This window comes from Kribbella sp. CA-247076, assembly GCF_050942445.1.
Classification (GTDB): Bacteria; Actinomycetota; Actinomycetes; order Propionibacteriales; family Kribbellaceae; genus Kribbella.
Map to the genome: position 1 here is coordinate 5706989 of NZ_CP192051.1, position 17154 is coordinate 5724142.

The 17154-nt window shown below is 69.3% G+C and carries 13 protein-coding genes; 6 read left to right on the top strand and 7 right to left on the bottom strand.

From position 1 onward, the window contains the following. Window positions 1-94: 94 nt before the first annotated feature. Window positions 95-1897, bottom strand: coding sequence for a bifunctional metallophosphatase/5'-nucleotidase (locus ACQPYZ_RS26895; protein WP_433160965.1), 1803 nt, complete (start codon window positions 1895-1897; stop codon window positions 95-97). Between the two features lie 226 nt (window positions 1898-2123). Here ACQPYZ_RS26895 and ACQPYZ_RS26900 point away from each other — a divergent pair, with 226 nt between their 5' ends. Continuing rightward, complete coding sequence (locus tag ACQPYZ_RS26900; protein WP_433160966.1) at window positions 2124-3716, top strand: beta-N-acetylhexosaminidase; 1593 nt, start codon at window positions 2124-2126, stop codon at window positions 3714-3716. A 51-nt stretch (window positions 3717-3767) separates the two neighbouring features. On the opposite strand, the gene ACQPYZ_RS26905 is transcribed toward ACQPYZ_RS26900, so the two are convergent. Genes ACQPYZ_RS26905 through ACQPYZ_RS26925 form a run of 5 tightly spaced genes read right to left on the bottom strand, consistent with a single transcriptional unit; the run spans window position 3768 to window position 10885 of the window. Next, complete coding sequence (locus ACQPYZ_RS26905; protein ID WP_433160968.1) at window positions 3768-5834, bottom strand: NPCBM/NEW2 domain-containing protein; 2067 nt, start codon at window positions 5832-5834, stop codon at window positions 3768-3770. A 32-nt stretch (window positions 5835-5866) separates the two neighbouring features. Continuing rightward, the gene (locus ACQPYZ_RS26910; RefSeq protein WP_433160970.1) at window positions 5867-7849 is read right to left on the bottom strand and encodes an alpha-galactosidase; all 1983 of its coding nucleotides are present in this window, start codon (window positions 7847-7849) and stop codon (window positions 5867-5869) included. Further along, the gene (locus tag ACQPYZ_RS26915; protein WP_433160972.1) at window positions 7846-8667 is read right to left on the bottom strand and encodes a carbohydrate ABC transporter permease; all 822 of its coding nucleotides are present in this window, start codon (window positions 8665-8667) and stop codon (window positions 7846-7848) included. Before ACQPYZ_RS26915 ends, ACQPYZ_RS26910 begins: the two co-directional genes overlap by 4 nt. Beyond that, a complete protein-coding gene (locus tag ACQPYZ_RS26920; RefSeq protein WP_433160973.1) occupies window positions 8664-9605 on the bottom strand; it encodes a carbohydrate ABC transporter permease in 942 nt (313 codons plus the stop codon). The genes ACQPYZ_RS26915 and ACQPYZ_RS26920 overlap by 4 nt, the downstream gene beginning before the upstream one ends. Then, window positions 9602-10885 carry an ABC transporter substrate-binding protein gene (locus ACQPYZ_RS26925; RefSeq protein ID WP_433160974.1) on the bottom strand — a complete coding sequence of 428 codons (1284 nt, stop codon included), beginning with the start codon at window positions 10883-10885 and terminating at the stop codon, window positions 9602-9604. Before ACQPYZ_RS26925 ends, ACQPYZ_RS26920 begins: the two co-directional genes overlap by 4 nt. A gap of 218 nt (window positions 10886-11103) precedes the next feature. Here ACQPYZ_RS26925 and ACQPYZ_RS26930 point away from each other — a divergent pair, with 218 nt between their 5' ends. From ACQPYZ_RS26930 to ACQPYZ_RS26945, 4 genes are read left to right on the top strand one after another with little or no spacing between them, the layout of a single operon-like run. Beyond that, a complete protein-coding gene (locus tag ACQPYZ_RS26930) occupies window positions 11104-11826 on the top strand; it encodes an SDR family NAD(P)-dependent oxidoreductase (RefSeq protein ID WP_433160976.1) in 723 nt (240 codons plus the stop codon). Continuing rightward, window positions 11823-12578, top strand: coding sequence for a FadR/GntR family transcriptional regulator (locus ACQPYZ_RS26935; protein WP_433160978.1), 756 nt, complete (start codon window positions 11823-11825; stop codon window positions 12576-12578). Before ACQPYZ_RS26930 ends, ACQPYZ_RS26935 begins: the two co-directional genes overlap by 4 nt. Further along, window positions 12575-13720, top strand: a complete 1146-nt coding sequence (dgoD, locus tag ACQPYZ_RS26940) for a galactonate dehydratase (protein ID WP_433160980.1) — start codon at window positions 12575-12577, stop codon at window positions 13718-13720. The genes ACQPYZ_RS26935 and dgoD overlap by 4 nt, the downstream gene beginning before the upstream one ends. Further along, the gene (locus ACQPYZ_RS26945) at window positions 13714-14520 is read left to right on the top strand and encodes a hypothetical protein (RefSeq protein WP_433160982.1); all 807 of its coding nucleotides are present in this window, start codon (window positions 13714-13716) and stop codon (window positions 14518-14520) included. The genes dgoD and ACQPYZ_RS26945 overlap by 7 nt, the downstream gene beginning before the upstream one ends. A 5-nt stretch (window positions 14521-14525) precedes the next feature. Here the strand turns inward: ACQPYZ_RS26945 and ACQPYZ_RS26950 are convergent, their stop codons facing one another. Continuing rightward, on the bottom strand, window positions 14526-16361 hold the full coding sequence (locus tag ACQPYZ_RS26950; protein WP_433160983.1) for an exo-alpha-sialidase: 1836 nt from the start codon (window positions 16359-16361) through the stop codon (window positions 14526-14528). 148 nt (window positions 16362-16509) lie between these two features. Between ACQPYZ_RS26950 and ACQPYZ_RS26955 the strand changes: the two genes are divergently transcribed. Continuing rightward, entirely contained in the window at window positions 16510-17130 is a 621-nt protein-coding gene (locus ACQPYZ_RS26955; protein WP_433160984.1) for a bifunctional 4-hydroxy-2-oxoglutarate aldolase/2-dehydro-3-deoxy-phosphogluconate aldolase, read from the top strand. The last annotated feature ends 24 nt before the right edge of the window (window positions 17131-17154 follow it).

The following is a 17154-nucleotide window of genomic DNA, read 5'->3' on the forward strand; positions in this document are numbered from 1 at the left end:
GACAGGAGGTGCGGCCCCGCGGCCGGTTCCCGCGGCGAGGCTCCCGCGGTGAGCCGGCCGACCGAGCCGACTACCTCCTGTCCTTCGGTACCGATCACCCCTTCTGCGTGACGCGGGTCAGGGGTGCTGGGGTCAGCGTCTTGTGGGTCCGGAGGTAGGACGCGAAGGTTTCGTGGTCGGTGTTGTTGCGGACGGGGTTGGTGTAGGCCTTGAAGGCCGGGTAGCCGTCGGCGCCGATGACGGTGTAGGCCAGGGCGGCGACGCGGTAGGTCTTGGCCGGATCGAGCGCGGTGCCGTTGATCATCACGTCGGCCGGGTCGACGCGGTCACCGGCAGGGCGGCCGGCGTCGAAGGCGTAACGCACGTTGCCCGAGACTGCGAGCGGCGCGAACTTCACCGTGCCATCGGACTGGGTCTGCCACTGCTGCTCGAGGACGGCGTCCAGCTGCGCACCCGTCAGGCTCACCGTCAGCACCGGGTTCCCGTACCCGTACGCGTCCCACGACTCCCCCAGCATCACCCGTCCGTCCGCATCGCCCGGCTTGTTGCTCTTGGCAACCAGCAGGTCACCGCGCAGGGCAGTGGACCCGGTGGCGGGCTTGGCGGCGATCAGGCCGAGGTCGGCCCGCCCGTCCTTCCGCGCGGTCCATAGGTGTACGTCGGCCGCCAGGTCGCCGAACGTGCTCTCGCCCACGGCGTTCGCCGTCCGGGTGAAGTCACCGGTGACGGTCGCGACCGGCTCGGCGTACTTGCGCTCCCCCGCGGTTGTCCAGTAGTCGACGATCCGCTGGATCTTCGGGTCCGGCGTGACGTCGCGGGTGACCGGGTGGTTGGTCGACGTGGTCTTGTCCCGCAGGACCTCTCCGGTCCGGCGGTCCAGCTGGACGTTGATCTCGTTGATCAGGCGGCCGTGGTTCGCGGCCTCGACCACCGGCCGGGGGTTGCCGGCCGGGTCCGGGATGCCGCAGTTGAACGCCGCGTGCCAGTGACCGGTGACGATCGCGTCGATCTGCGGCGTCACCTGCCGGGCCAGCTCGATCGCCGGACCGCTCGGGTTGACGCAGTTGTCGTACGTCGCCGACGCGTCCGTCCCGCCGTCGTGCATGTTCAGCACGATCGCCTTCACGCCGCGCCGGGTCAGCTCGACCGCGGCCGCGTTGGCGGACTTCACCGGGTCGAGCGCCCGCAGCTCCGGCTGGAACGACGTCGAGCCGACCGGCGTGTCCGGGACCGTCAGGCCGATGAACCCGATCGGGTACGCGCGACCGTGGTCCCGCACCCAGCGGATCGTGTACGGCGCGACGATGCGGCGACCCTTGGAGTCGACGATGTTGGCCGACTGGAAGTCGAAGTCGGCACCGCGGAACCGGCGGCCGGTGGAGTCGGTGAAACAGCTGTCGACACCGACCCGGCCGAAGCACTTGCCGCGGGCCATGTGGTCGACCAGGAAGCTCTTCGAGACGTCCAGCTCGTGGTTCCCGACGCTGGAGAACTCGACGCCGAGCGCGTTCAGCACCTCGATCGTCGGCTCGTCCGCGTGCGCGTCCACCTCGAACGGCCAGCCGGAGAAGCTGTCACCGTCGGCGAAGAAGATAGAGTTCGGCTTCCCGGCGCGGATGCTCTTCAGATGCGTGGCCAGGTACGCCGCTCCCCCGACGACCTGTGGCTGGCCGTCGGGACCGGCGATGGTGCCGCCGTCCGCAGGCGACGGTGGCCGCAGGTACCCGTGGAAATCGGTGATCGAGACCAGCTGGACCGGGACGCCACCGGCGGCGGAATCCGGTACCGATGTGGTAACGGCCCCGGCGGCCGAGGCCAGTGCGGCGGGGGTCAGACCGGCGGCGAGGACCGCGGCGAGAGTGGCGGCGATAGCTCGTGGGCGGCGGGCTCTGCGCACAATTGTCTCCTCGGGTGTCTGAGCAAGCACTTTCCGACAGGATGAGACTGCCCTACGATGAACACGAAGTCACTACCGAACGGCGTTTCGTCGAATCCGGAAAGAATGTGACGACCCGGATCTGAGACCGCCGCTGCCCACCGGCGCCTGGATCTGATCAAATACGACCGTGGTGGCCGGCGGTCCCGCGAAGCCTCCGGCCACCACCCGCCACGACTGGAGTGTCATGAACCTCCCCGTGATCCCCGCCCCCGCTGTCTCCGCCACGCACACGGGCACGCTGACCGTCGGACCCGGTTTCGGAGTCGCGGCGCACTCGCCCGAGCTCACCGACCTCGCCGCGCGCTTCGTCGAGGACGTCCGGCTCGACACTGGCCTTGCACTCTCGCCCGGATCAGGCGGCATCACGGTGCACCTCGACGCCGACGGCCTCGACGACGTCGTACCGGCCGCGGGTCTGCGGGCCGATGGTCAGGCGGTCGACGAACGGTACGGCCTCGAGATCACCGGCGAGGGTGCGCGGGTCTGGGCCACGACCGCGGAGGGCGTGCATCGCGGGCTGACCTCGCTCCGGCAGTTGATCTCGGCGGGCGCCGACGACGGCACCGCTGTCCTGCCGTTCGCGCGCATCGTCGACGGTCCTCGCTTCGGGTGGCGTGGGCTGTCGCTGGACGTCGTACGGACGTTCCATGCGCCGGACGTCGTACGCCGGGTCGTCGACATGTGCTCGCTGTACAAGCTCAACGTCCTGCACCTGCATCTCACCGACGACCAGGGCTGGCGGTTCGAGGTGCCGTCGAGGCCGGCGTTGACCGAGGTCGGCGCGACCGGTGCGATCGGCGATCGTCCGGGCGGCTTCTACTCACTGGCCGAGCTGGCGGAGTTGGTGGCGTACGCCGCCGAGCGCTTCGTGACCGTGGTGCCGGAGATCGACATGCCGGGCCATACGTCGGCCGTGTTCCGTGCGTACCCGGAGCTGGCGCCGGACGAGATCCGCACCGTTGAACTCGGCAACGGTGCCAGCCTCCAGCTCAGCACCCTCAACCCGGATCGCGCCGAGACGTGGTCGTTCGTCGAGGACGTGCTCGACGCCGTGATCCCGCAGTTCCCAAAGAGTGCGTACCTGCACCTCGGCGGCGACGAGGCCTGGGGCATGTCCGACGAAGCCCACGCCGCCTTCGTCGACCGGGCGGCCGCTCTGGTTCGCGAGCGTGGACGGCGCGTGGTCGGCTGGCAGGAGACCGCCCGCGCCGACATCGGGTCCGACGACGTAGTCCAGTACTGGATGGACGTCACCGAGCCGCCGGACGACGACACCACCAACTCGGTGCTGCCACCTGACCTGCTCCCGATCCTCCTGGACGGCATGAGGAAGGCGAAGCTCGACCTTCCACGCGCCCTTGAGCGCGGAGCCCGGGTGCTGGTGTCACCAACCCGTCGCCTGTACTTCGACTGCCCGCACGCCGACACGTCGTCGGACCCGGCACAAGAGGAACTCCGGAAGCGAGTGGGCCTACCGATCTACCCGCCCGCGTCGATCGAGGACGGCGTTGCCTGGGACCCGGTCGAGAGCCTCCCCGGCGTGGAGTCGGAGACCCAGCTCGCGGGAGTAGAGGCCGCCATCTGGTGCGAAACCATCACCACCCCGGACGAGCTGGAATTCATGCTCCTCCCCCGCCTCCCCGGCGCCGCCGAGAAAGCGTGGTCCCGGCAGCCCACCGACTGGCCCGACTACGCCGCCCGCCTGGGCCGGCAGTCACCTGCCTGGGCCCACCGCAACTGGACCTGGCTCCGAGCAACCACCGTCACCTGGTCCTAACCCAAACGACCACCGGCCCGCTCGAGCTGAGCGGGCCGGCGAATCTGGGGTTCAGCAGGTGATGGTGGGGGCGGCCCAGTCGGCGCGGTCGTTGTAGCCGCCGTCTCCGGCGTCGCCGACGGTCAGGTCGAGGACGCGTACGCCGGTCAGGTCGACGTCGATCGCCTTCGGGTTGTCCCGGTCGACGACGCCGCTGTCGTACAGGATCTTCCCGTCACCGATCACCTGGAACGTCGCCGTCCCGCCCTCCGGCCCGACGTTGCGTACGGCGTCGTCGATCCCGACGGTCCCGGTCAGCCGGCTGCATTCCTTCCCGACGTAGTACCGCACGGTCGACGGCGAGGCCACTCCGATCCCCGTCGGGTACGTCGTCCCGACCAGCTGGATCGGCGATCCGCCACCGACCGCCTCGTCGATCGTCGGCGACATCCACCCGCTGGTCGCGCTGATCCAGTCGTGATGCGACAGCGCCACGGTCCCGGCGGGTGGCTCCGGCGCAACCACGACCGGCGACACGGTCGTCAGCCGCTTCACGCCGTACCCGACTGTCTGGTACGACGTCGTAGCAGTCAGACTCGCGGATCCGACGGCTGCTCCCACCGGCAGCTTCACCTGGAAGACGAACGTCGCCTGCCGGCCGCCGAGGAGAAGGGCCGGCGCCTTGGTCAACGCCCGAACCGTCCATCCGGCTCCACCGGCGACCTTCACCAACGGCTTGAACACCGGCAACAACCCGTCGTTGCGCACGGCAACCTGCACGGTCAGCTCGTCGCCGCCGGCAACCACCGGAGCCACGCCCTCGGGCTGTGCGTCGCTTCCCACCTTCGTCACCTGCGGAATCCCGGCCGTCACATGCGGCGCCCCGGGCACCCCACGCGCCGGCTCCACCCGGAACAACGCGGTACCGTGCGCCGGCACCGCCGCACTGATCGTCCCCGCGCTTTCGGTGACCGCATTCGTCCAGGCGTTCTTCACCGTGAACCGCGCACCGGACAACCCGATCGCGCCGGCCGTCGTCGTGAGCGTCCGCGCACTGTCTCCACGGTTCAGCAGGACGACGGCACGCCCGCCGTCGGCGAGTCGCTTCACCCACGTCTCCGTCGTACCGGCCGCACCGACGCGGACGGCCTGAACCGCGGCCCGGTCCTGGTTGATCGCGATCACGTCCGGATCGGTCAACGTCGCGATCGTCTTCGCGCTCAGCTTGCGGACGTCGCTGCCGATCACGAGCGGCGCCGCCGCCACGGCCCACAGCGAGAACTGGCTGCGGAACTCCTCGTCCGACATCCCGAGCTCCGGCCCGAGGTAGTCCGGGTCGCTGAACGCACCGGGCTTCACGACCTCGGGATGACGCGCGTTCGCGTCGTAGTTGCGCAGCACGTCCTTGAACTTGATGTCACCGAGGAAGCCGACGTCGGTGTACGTGCGCCACGACTGCGCGATCCCGGGCGCGTACGACCACGAGTAGATCGACTGCTGGGACTCGGGGTAGTCGCCCCAGTCCGGCGAAGTGACCGGGTTGCACAGGTTGAAGATCATCGGCCGCTTGCTCGCGTTGTTCCGCAGCGCCTGGGCGAACTCGGTGAACACCGTCTTCGGGTCGAGGTCGGCCGCGATCCCGCACAGGTAGTCGACCTTGACCGCGTCGAAGCCCCAGGCTGCGAACTGGTCGGCGTCGCGCTGGTAGTAGCCACCGCCACTGCCCAGACCGCACTTGCCGGGGATGTATGGACCCGCGTCGGTGTAGATGCCGGCCTTCAGCCCCTTGCTGTGGATGTAGTCCACCAGCGGCTTGAGCCCGTTCGGGAACTTGGCCGGGTGCGGCTGCAGGTCACCGGCTTCACTGCGGGGTACGTCGGCCTGCCAGCCACCGTCCAGCCAGACGATGTCGTAGCCCGCCTTCGCCAGCCCGCGGCTCACCAGCGAGTCCGCGACCGACTTGATCGTGTCCTCGGTGAAGTCGCCGGCCAGACCGTAGTACGTGTTCCAGCCCATGTACGGCGTGGGGCTGATCACGTCGGCCGGCTGCGCCGGGGTCGCACCGGCCGACGGCGTACCGGTGACGAGTGAGACGGTCACCAGGGCCGCCGCCGAGAGCAGGGCGGATAGTCGCTTCATCTGTTGTCCTTTGCTGCCGTTGAGCGGAACGGTCAGTCGAGGGCTTCGACGACCAGGCAGTTCGAGTCGGTCGAGCCGTCCCAGCGGACGCCGACCTGCAGCAGGTAGCTGCCCGGGTGGGCCTCGTCTCCCACCCGGTAGTTCGTCGCGGGATCCAGGCGGACGAGCGGCACGCGGCGCGGCCTGGTCGGCAGCGTGCCGCGGACGTTGCCGTCACCCGTCTCCCACAGGAAGACCACGGACCGGTCGGCACCGACGTACTGCAGGCCGGCCGACAGTTCGTGGACGTTGCCGGTGGCAACCACCTCACGGATCGACTTGTACTGCACGAGGTGGCGCTGGGCCGTCTTCAGCTGGTCGTCGGTCCACCGGGAGAGGTCGGCGCCGATCCCGAGTACGCCGGACATCGCCACGTGGAACCGGAAGTCGAGGGACCGCTCGCGGCCGTCATGGGTGCCGACGGCATCGGTCACCCACGAGCTCATCAGGTGCGGCGCGTACCCGGTCAGGAAACCCCGCTGGATCCTGAGCCGATCCAGCGGGGCGGTGTTGTCGCTCGGCCAGAGCGTATCGACCCGCGCGGCCATCCCGAGATCGACCCGCGCGCCACCTCCGGCACAGCCCTCGACGTACACCTCGGGATGCTCGGCGCGCAGCCGGTCGAGGATGGCGTACAGGTTGGCGACGACCCGGCCGTCGAGGTCGCGCCGCTGATCGCCGGCATCGAGACGCGGCCGGTTCGCGTCCCACTTGAGGTAGCTGATCCGGTACGACGACAGCAGCCGGTCGAGCGTTTCCCAGACGAACTCGGCGACGTCCTCCCGGCTGAGGTCGAGGAGCCACTGGTTGCGGACTTGGAGCGGTTCGCGTCCGTCGGTCCGGAGGATCCATTCGGGGTGCTCGGTCGCCAGCGCGGAACCGGGGCTGACCGACTCCGGTTCGACCCACAGGCCGAAGTCGAGGCCGAGCTCACCCAGCTGGTCGATGAACGCGTCCAGCCCGTCCGGGAACTTGGCGGGATCGACGTCCCAGTCTCCGAGTCCGTGACGGTCATCCGCCCGGCCGGTGAACCAGCCGTCGTCGAGGACGAACGTCTCCACGCCGATCGCCGCGGCCCGCTGCGCGAGCTCCAACTGGTGGTCCACGCGGACGTCGAACTCCGTGGCGAACCACGAGTTGTAGAGCACCTTCGGCGTACGTCCGCGGCTGAGCGACCGCTGGTAGTCGTGGAAGACCCGAGCCAGTCCTTCGGCGCCCTCACTGCTGTAGGCGCCGACGGCCTTCGGAGCTGTCCATGACTCCCCTGGCGCGAGTCGGAGCCCAAGAGTAGACGGGGCCCGACCGGCCTGGATCCGCGTCTGTCCGGTGGTGTCGACGTCGGCCGACATCTCCCACGACCCGGTCCACGCGAGTTGTACGCCGTACCCGTCGACCGAGAGGAACGGCGAGTAGGAGTGCCCGGTGATGCCCTGCGCGCTGCCGATGGTGAGACGGCCGCGGTCGAGCATCACCTCGGCCTGCTGGAACTCGCTGTTCCACTCACCCCAGAGGTACCGGATCGGCCCACGAGCCGGAATCACGAACGCCGCCGAGTCGTGCCGATGCAACGTCAGCTCGTCGCTCCCGTCGTTGTGCACGGAAACCCACCGCTCCACCGCGTCCCCGACCATCCGGTAATGCAGAACCAGCCGGACCGACCGCACGTGGTCGCGGAACTCCAACCGCAACTCGTCCCCGGACTGCTCCCCCACGAACGTCGGGCGCAGTTCGTCGGAACCGTCAGGTCCGGAGACGACCAACTCTGTCGGTGCGGTGTACCGCACGCCGCGCACCGCGTACTCGAGCGGCTCGACGTCCGCCCGGGGCAGGAAGTGTTCGGTGCCGACCGGCGCGACCGTCGACGGGCCGTCGGCAACCGCATGCGGGCCCCAGGCAACCAGTTCGACCCATCGGCCGTGCTCCGGTACGCCGACGACGTACGACGTACTGTCTCCACGCAGCGTCCACGTCTTCACTTGACCGCTCCGATCGCGAGACCGCCGACGAAGTGCTTCTGGAACCGGAGGAACACCGCCACCGTCGGGATCGCGGCGATCACCGTGCCCGCGGCGATCACGTTCCAGGACGAGACGAACAGCCCCTGCAGACCGAGCAGCGCCGGCGTGACCGGCATCTTCTCGCCGGAGCGGATGACCGTGATCGACCACAGCAGGTCGTTGAAGATCCAGGTGAACGACAGCGCACCGAGCGCCGCCATCGCCGGCCGGGTCAACGGCAGGATCACGGTGGCGTAGATCTTCCCCGGCCCGGCGCCGTCGATCGTCGCCGCCTCCTGGATCTCCCGCGGCAGATCCCGCATGAACCCGTGCAGCACGAAGGTGTAGAAGCCCAGCCCGAAACCGACATGCACCGCGATCAGGGCGACCAGTGTGTCGTAGTACCCGATCAACTCGACGAACCGAGAGATCGGGATCAGCAGGATCTGCGGCGGCAGCAGGTTGCCCATCAGCATCAGCAGCAGCACGGTCCGCCGGAACGGGATGCTGTACCGCGCCAGCCCGTACGCCGCGATCGACGCGAGCCCGAGGCTCAGGATCACCGCCGGGATCGTCACCAGCAGGCTGTTGATCAGCGCCCGGAACTCGTCCGCGTCCTCCCAGGCCGACTGGTACGTCGAGAACGTGAACGAGTGCGGCAGCGAGCCGAGCCCGTTCGCGGCGACGTCGTCGAAACTGCGGAACGAGATCACGATCACCCAGAGGATCGGCGCCACCCACAGGAACGAGATCAGCCCCATCGCCACGTGGTAGCCGGACGTCTTGAGGCGGTTCATGTCTCCTCCCGGAAGGCCCGGATCAGGTAGCCGAGGATCACGGCCAGTGCGAGCAGGAAGATCACCACAGCGAGAGCGGAGGCGTAGCCGAGCTGGGTGGACTGGAACGCGGTCGAGTACATGTACGTGCTGAGAAGCTCGGACGAGTGGTACGGACCGCCCTTCGTCATCGACCAGACGATGTCGAACGACCGCAGCGAGTCGATCACGATCACCGACAGCACGACCGAGTTGACGCCCTTCAACTGCGGGATGGTCACGTACAAGGTCCGCTGCCAGGCGGAGGCGCCGTCGACCCTGGCCGCCTCGTAGAGCGCGGGGTCGACCGCCTTCAGGCCGGCCAGGTACAGCACCATCACGTAGCCGATCTGCCGCCACAGTGCGGGCACGATCACGGCGTACAGGGCGGTGTCGGGGTCCGCGAGCCAGGGCCGGACGAAGTCGCCCAGGCCGATCGTCCGCAGGATGGTGTCGACCAGGCCGTCCGGCTGATAGAAGACGCGCCAGATCAGCGCGGTGACGACCAGCGAGAACACCACCGGGGTGAACAGCGCCGCGCGGTAGATGCCGACGCCGCGACGCTCCCGCTGCAGCAGCAACGCCATTCCGAACCCGCCGATCACGCTCAGCCCGCCGAACAGCACGAGCCAGATCGCCGTGTTCTTCAACGCCGTCGCGAAGATCGGGTCCGACACCATGTCGCGGAAGTTGCCCAGCCCCACGAACGTCGGCGCCGACAACCCGTCCCAGTCCGTCAAGGCCAACCAGAACCCCTGCAGCGCCGGCCAGAACACCCACACGGCCTCGACCGCGAACGGCACGAAGACGAACACCAGGATGAGCGGGGAGAAGCGCCGCTGCCTGGTACGGCGGGACGGGCCCCCGCCGGCCCGTGGTGCGGACCGGCCGGGGGCTGTCTCGGTCAGGGTGGACGTCACGCCTTGAAGACCTTCTCGGCGGCGGTCTGCCAGTCCTTGAGGATCTGGTCGAGCTGGTCCGGCTTGTCCAGGAACTTGGTCAGCGCGGTGTCGGCGGTCGGCTGGAGCGCGTCACTCGAGTCGCGGTTGAAGAACTGCGTCAGCTCCGCCGCACCCTCGATCATCGCCTTGCCCTTCGTCACCAGCGGCGTGTCCGCGGCCTTCCCGTCCGGGTTCGCCGGGATCGCCGTCCCGGAGGAGTTCTCGACGTACAGCTCCTGCGCCTCGGCCGTCGCCAGCCAGGCCATGAACTTCTTCACCGCCTCCGGGTCCTTCGCCTTCTTCGACGCGAAGTACCCGTCCGTCGGCGCCTCCTCGGCCACCGGCACGGAGGGGTCGATGATCGGGAACTGGAAGAAGTCGATGTCGTCCAGCGCGTCCTTCGGCGCGGAGTCGGCGAAGAACGTGCCGATCAGGAACATCCCGGTCTTGCCGGCCAGCAGCGCGGAGGTCGCCTCCTGGAACGGGAACGACTTGCCCTTCGGGTCGAAGTACGGCAGCGCCTCGCGCCACTTGGTGAAGACCGCCTTCACCTTCGGGTCGTCGAACCGCCCCCGCCCGGCGAGCAGGTCGCGGTGGAACGGCGCCCCGTTGATCCGGATGTTCAGGTAGTCGAACCAGGCCGACGCGACCCACGGCGTGTCACCGAGCCCGATCCCGATCGGCGGGACGCCCTTGCCCTGGATCGTCCTGCACACCTGCAGGAACTCGTCCCAGGTCTTCGGCGGCGTCACGCCCCACTTGGCGAAGTTCGACTTCCGGTAGAACATGCCCCACCAGTAGTAGCTGGTCGGCACGAAGATCTTCTGCCCGGTGCTGCTGGTCGACAGCGTCTGCATCGACTTGGGGTAGTTCTGCAGGCCGTCCCACACGCTGGTGACGTCGAGCAGCAGGTCCTTCTTCGCGTACGAGTCCGCGACCGAGCCGGCGTACCAGGTGTAGACGTCCGGCGGGTTCGCCGAGGTGAGGTACGTCGGCAGCTGCGTCCGGAAGATCTCCGACGCGACCGTGTTCAGCTTGACCTGTGCGCCGCCCGTTTTGTTGTATGCGGCAACTACCTTCTCCATCGCGGCCTTCGCTTGCTCGCTGGAGAGGTTGGACTGCAGTGAGAGCTCACCGGTCGCCGCGCTCCCGCTGCCCGGACTGCTCGTCGAGGTCGCGCAGCCGGGCACCAGGGCGGCCGCCCCGAGCACTCCGAGCCCCTTGAGGAACGTCCGCCGATCTGCTGCCAGACCCGTCATGCCAACTCCTGGAATCGCCGCGCCGGCCGTTCGCTGAAGCAGACCGGTCGCGTGAGTGGTGTGTTGCGGACGATCTTGCGGCGAGCCGCTGCGAGTGTCAATATTAATTCGTAAATTACGAGCAAATCGCTTGACGGGACGACGGCGTCACGGTCAACTGGTGCCTCGTTCATCGATGCAGGGCCCGGCCGTGCGGTCGGGGGGTTCAGGAGGCGCGGGTGCGGTTGACGGGGCGAGTGATCGTGGTGACCGGAGCCGCGTCCGGCATCGGTGCGGCCTGTGCCGAGCGGCTGCTGAGCGAAGGCGCCTCGGTGGTGCAGGTCGACGTCCAGCCGTGCAAGGAGGTGCCGGGCCGGGCCATCGCCGTACTGGGTGACGTCTCGGCGCCCGACACCTGGGCCGAGGTCCGGTCCCGCGGCCGCGACGAGCTCGGCCCGATCGACGGACTCGTCAGCAACGCCGTCGTGGTCGAGGTGAAACCCGCGCACGAGTTGTCGCCGCCGTCCTGGCAGCGACAGCTCGACGTCAACCTGACCGCGGCGTTCCTCGGCTTCCGGACCCTGTACGACGACCTCGCGGCCGGCTCCGGCTCCGTCGTCCTGGTGTCGTCCGTGCACGCCCTGGTCGGACTGCCCGGGCATCCCGCGTACGCGGCGACCAAGGGCGCCCTGGTCGCGCTCGGCCGCCAACTCGCGGTCGAGTACGGCGGCTCGATCCGGGTGAACACCGTGTTGCCCGGCCCGATCGACACCGCGATGTGGGACCGTGTCGACGCCGAGGGGCGGGAACAGAGCGCGAAGGCGACCGCGGTCGGGCGACTCGGCCGGCCTGACGAGGTAGCCCGGGTGGTGGCGTTCCTGTTGTCGGAGGAGGCTTCGTACGTGACCGCCGCCAGTCTGGTGGTCGACGGTGGGTGGTCCGCGGTGAAGGACTCGGCATGAGGGAGAACGGTGTGGCGGGGATTCAGCGCGGCGTGACGCGGGGCCTGCACGGTCAGATCGTGGAGGTGATGGCGCAGCGCATCCTGTCCGGGCAGATCCCGGAGGGCGCGACCATCAACGTGCCCGACTTGCAGGCCGACCTCGGTGTCAGCCTGACCGCCGTCCGCGAGGCGCTCAAGGTGCTGACCGCGAAGGGCCTCGTCGACGCGCGCCAGAAGCGCGGCACGTTCGTCCGCCCTCGGTCGGACTGGAACCTGCTGGACGCCGACATGATCCGCTGGCACTTCGACGACGACGTCCGTCCGGAGCTGCTCGAGGAGCTGCACGAGGTCCGCGGCATCGTCGAGCCGGCCGCCGCGCGCCTGGCCGCGCTGCGTGCGCAGCCGGCGCACCTGGATGCGTTGGACGCGGCCCTGGAGCAGATGGCGTCCGCGACCGACGACCTGGCCGCGGTCGACGCCGACCTGCGCTTCCACCGGGCGCTGCTGGCAGCGACCGGGAACGAGCTGCTGACCAAGATGGAAGTGATCATGGAGACCGGGCTGGCCGATCGCGACCGCCTGGTGCACAAGGTGAAGCCGTCCGACGATCCGGTGCCGAGCCACCGGCGCGTGGTGGACGCCGTCCGCGCAGGTGATCTGGCGGCGGCCGAGCTGGCGATGCGGGAGCTGCTGGCGAAAGCGGCCGAGGACCTGACCGAGGTGCGTGGGTCGGCCCAGTCTGCCCGCGGCCGGGGGAAGCGTCGCTCGTGAAGATCGAGAGGATCGAGACGTTCCTGGTTCCACCCCGCTGGTTGTTCTGCCGGATCGAGACGAGCGACGGCGTCGTCGGCTGGGGCGAACCCGTGGTCGAGGGACGGGCCGAGGTCGTCCGGACCGCGATCGACGTCCTGTCGGAGTACCTGATCGGCCAGGACCCGCTGCAGATCGAGCGGCACTGGCAGGTGCTGTCGAAGGGCGGCTTCTACCGCGGCGGCCCGGTGCTGAGCAGCGCGGTCGCCGGGATCGACCACGCCCTGTGGGACATCGCCGGCAAGGTGTACGGCGCTCCGGTCGCGTCCCTGCTCGGTGGACGGGTGCGCGACCGCGTCCGCGTGTACGCGTGGGTCGGCGGCGACGAGCCGGCCGAGATCGCCGACCAGGTCGCGGAGCAGGTCGAGGCCGGGATGACCGCGGTGAAGATGAACGGCAGCGGCCGGATCCAGCCGTCGCCGTCGGTTGCCGAGATCAACGACATCGTCGTCCGGCTGACCGCGGCGCGGGAGGCTGTCGGCGACAGTCGCGACGTGGCGATCGATCTGCACGGGCGGGTGGGGGTCGCGGGTGCGCGACGGATCCTGCGGGCGGTCGAGGAGCTGCAGCCGTTCTTCGTGGAGGAGCCGGTGCTCCCCGAGCACATGGGTCATCTCGCCGAGGTGGTCGGTGCCTCGACGGTGCCGTTGGCGCTGGGCGAACGGCTCTACCATCGGTCCGAGTTCGTCGCGCCGTTGAACGCCGGGGTCGCGGTCGTGCAGCCGGACGTGTCGCACGCCGGTGGGATCTCGGAGCTCCGGCGAATCGCCGTGCTCGCCGACACCCATGGGGCGATGGTGGCGCCACACTGCCCGCTCGGCCCGATCTCGTTGGCGGCGAGCCTGCAGGTCGCCTTCGCCACGCCGAACTTCCTCATCCAGGAGCAGAGCCGGGGCATCCACTACAACCTGGCGAGCGACCTCACGTCGTACGTGACGGACCCGACGCCGTACGCGTGGGTCAACGGTCACGCCGAGTGGAATCCTCTGCCCGGCTTGGGGATCACGGTCGACGAGGCGGCCGTCCGCGCCGCCGACAAGACCGGCCATGCCTGGCGCAACCCGATCTGGACCCACGAAGACGGCTCCTTCGCCGAATGGTGACGGCTTCCGGCGGCAGCGCGGCGGTGACGATCGATCCGGTGGACGGCGGCCGCTGGACCTCACTTGTGCTCGCAGGTCGCGAGTGGCTGTGGGCGGGACCGGGTTTGCTGTCCGGCCCGCGCACCGGCCGCCGCGACTTCGTCGACGCCGGCGGCCTCGACGAGTGCTTTCCCACCGTCCGCGGCACCCCGGACCACGGCGGCCTGTGGAACCAACCATGGGACACCACCGTGTCGTTCGAGGAAACGACTCTCACCAGGACCTTCACCGCAGGCGCCGACACCGTGGTCGCCGACTACACACTGCAGGCACCACCCGGCTACCGCTTCATCTGGGCCGCCCACGCACTGCTGGACTGTGCGGTCGGAGCGACCATCTCGGCCCCCTTCGCGCCGACCTGCCGCCTCTACCCCGAAGCCGCCGCGCACTTGCCCGAGCCCTGGCCGGCCGATGCCCCTTGGGTCGCCGACACCTGGCCGACCACCCTCGGCCTGGACACCTACGGGCCGTCCGACGGGACCGCGGTCGGCGCCGTCCTGGTCGACTGCCCGACCGTCTCCGTTCAGGACCGTGATGCCCTGCTGACGTGGGAGTTGAGTTGCCCGGGGCAACCAGTGTCCACCGCGCTCTGGCGCAACCAGGCCGGCTTCCCCGACGGGGCGCCGTACCGGAGTCTCGGGGTCGAGCCGATGCTCGGTCGGGTGTTCGACCTCGCCGAGGCGGGTCCCGGTGACGCGGCCGTCGTACCGGCGAACGGTGAACTGACCTGGCGGCTGACCGTCACCGCCAGGCCGGTCTGATGGCGCTATCCGAGCGGCAGATCGAGTACGACGTTCGGCACGGTGGTGCTGTTCGTCGTACGGATGCTGTTGAGCTCGGTCGCGGTCAACGCCCGCTTGTAGATCCGGACCTCGTCCAGCGCGCCGTCGAAGTGGTGCGCGCCGTCGAGCCGCTGACCGACGTACATCTTGAACGGCCTTCCCGGGCTGACCGATCCCGTCGGGGCCGTAACACTGGCTGCCTGGACGCCGTCGACCCAGATCGAGAGCGTCCCGGCCTTGCGTTGCAAGGCGACGTGGTGCCAGGCGTTGTCGTTGTACGCCTTGGTGGTGGCGACCGACGCAGTGTTGCCGTTGGTGGTGATCAGCCCGCGGATGCGGCTGCTCGCCGGCTCGGCCCGCAGCCAGAACTGCGAGAACTCGTTGATGCCGTAGCCCCAGAAGATCGCCTGGCTCGCCGTACTCGCGCCGTACTTGATCCACGCCATCGCGGTGAAGTCGCCGGACCCGACCGCGAGCGACTCCGCGAACGGCAGCTGGATCGCGTCGTCGACCCCGTCCAGATCCCGCGCCTGCCCGAACTTCCCGGCGACCGCGGTCGTCCCGCCCCGCAGGTAGCTGTCGTTGTCGAGCCCGGACACGTCCGGCGTCGTGGTCCCGAGCGGCGCGTCCGGGTGACCGATGTCGCTCTCGGTGAACCGGGCGAAGCGGATCTGGTCCCGGGCGTCGACCGTGCCGCCTTCGTACAGCAGCCCGATCTCACCGGTGTCCAGGATCGCCATGTCGGAGTACCCGGACCAGTCGCTGGTGATCCGGGTGCCCTCGGCCACGGACTGCCACGTCTTGCCCTCGTCGAAGCTGGACCGGATCGTCATGTACCGACGCCGCTCCGGATCCGCCGGTCCGGCGAACAGCAGCCGGTTGTAGCTGTCCCCCTGGTCGACCGCACGCAGCCGCTGCAACGACGTCTGCACCACCGGCGTGGTCAGTCCGGGGATGGTCGCGTACGGCGCCGCGTACGTCTGACCGCCGTCGTTGCTGACCGCGGACATCCGGCTCGCTCCCGGACCGCCGGCGTTGTTGCGGGCGATCGCATAGATGCCGCCGTCAACCTTCTCGACGACACTGATCTCCTGCGGCACCGCACCGTCGGTCCGCAGATCGGTCGCACCCTTGTGCCAGGTCTCGCCGCTGTCGTCGCTGTAGACGAGCTGCCCGGCCTGACCACCGGCGCCGTTGTCGTAGTTCGTGCCGGCCACCAACCGGCCCGCGTGCGCTCCCCGGGTCAACTGGATGCCGTGCACCGGCCCGGTCGCGTACCAACCCCAGCCCGGGTCGTCGATCTGGGCGCCGATGTTCTTCGCCTTGCTCCACGTCCGGCCGTCGTCGTCACTGACCTGCACGTACGGCGTCCGCGGCCGGGTCGTCGTTCCCGGGTCCATCGTGCTGAGCAGAACGATCCGCCCGGTCTCGTAGTCGACGATCGGCGCCGGGTTGCCGCGGGTCGCGACCGCGTTCGGGTCGGCGTCCGTCCCCGACAGCACCGTCTGCGTGGCCGACCAGGTCCGTCCGTCGTCGTCGGACCGCTTCATCACCAGGTCGATCTCCTGCGAGTCCCCGCACCACGCCCGTCGCGCCTCGGCGAAGGCCAGCAAGGCTCCGCTCTTCGTGCGGACGATGGCCGGGATGCGGTAGCACCCGTAGCCGGCATCCCCCTTGTTGAACAGCACGGTCTGGGTGATCGCTGCGGGTTCGGCGTCCTGCCCGGCGTCAACTGCGGGCCGGGCGGCGGCGGGCGTGGTCGGTATCAGGAGTACCAGGGCGAGTGCGAGGGCGAGCAGCGGTGGACGGCGTGTGGGCATGAGCGGATGCCTCCTTGCGAACAGAAAGTAACCAACTGGGCGGGCTGTTCAGTCCGTAACTTATCCACCCACCAGTGTGCTGAAACCGATGACATGGGACGTCCTATGTCTTTATCAATCGAATAGCGTGGACCCCGAGGAGGAGCCCATGGATCTGCTTGCCGAACTCCGTACCCGGAAGGTGCTCGCGATCGTCCGTGCCGACGGCCCGGAGACCGCTCTCGCCTGCGTCCGTACCCTGGTCGACGCCGGCATCACCGCACTCGAGATCTCGCTGACGACGCCTGGCGGGGTGGAGGCGATCGCCAAAGCGCGGTCCGAGTACGACCCGTCGATCCTGATCGGTGCCGGCACGGTGATCACCCCCGCCCAGGCTGACGAGGTCGCGGCGGCGGGTGCGGGCTTCGTGGTCACGCCGGCGATCACCCGCGGAGCCCATCGCAGCGTCGAGCTCGGCCTGCCCGTCCTGTGCGGCGCGCTCACTCCCACCGAAGTCGTGGCAGCCCTCGAGCTGGGCGCGACCGCGGTCAAGATCTTCCCCGCGAAGGTCTACGGACCCGGCTACTTCCGCGAGCTTCGCGCACCCCTGCCCGGTGCGCCACTCATCGCGGTGGGCGGAGTCGACGCCGAGACGGCCCCGGAGTACCTGGCCGCGGGTGCGCTGGCCGTCGGCGTCGGATCCCCGCTGCTCGGCGACGCCGGAACCGGCGGATCGCTCACCGACCTCGCGAACCGCGCCCAGACCTTCCGCACCGCCCTCGGCATCTGACTCAGGACACTAGACCAGCTCGGA

Coding starts and splice junctions, on each gene's coding strand:
- ACQPYZ_RS26900 (WP_433160966.1), top strand. CDS start 2,124: ATGAACCTCCCCGTGATCCCCGCCCCCGCTGTCTCCGCCACGCACACG.
- ACQPYZ_RS26905 (WP_433160968.1), bottom strand. CDS start 5,834: ATGAAGCGACTATCCGCCCTGCTCTCGGCGGCGGCCCTGGTGACCGTC.
- ACQPYZ_RS26915 (WP_433160972.1), bottom strand. CDS start 8,667: ATGAACCGCCTCAAGACGTCCGGCTACCACGTGGCGATGGGGCTGATC.
- ACQPYZ_RS26925 (WP_433160974.1), bottom strand. CDS start 10,885: ATGACGGGTCTGGCAGCAGATCGGCGGACGTTCCTCAAGGGGCTCGGA.
- ACQPYZ_RS26935 (WP_433160978.1), top strand. CDS start 11,823: ATGAGGGAGAACGGTGTGGCGGGGATTCAGCGCGGCGTGACGCGGGGC.
- ACQPYZ_RS26945 (WP_433160982.1), top strand. CDS start 13,714: ATGGTGACGGCTTCCGGCGGCAGCGCGGCGGTGACGATCGATCCGGTG.
- ACQPYZ_RS26950 (WP_433160983.1), bottom strand. CDS start 16,361: ATGCCCACACGCCGTCCACCGCTGCTCGCCCTCGCACTCGCCCTGGTA.
- ACQPYZ_RS26955 (WP_433160984.1), top strand. CDS start 16,510: ATGGATCTGCTTGCCGAACTCCGTACCCGGAAGGTGCTCGCGATCGTC.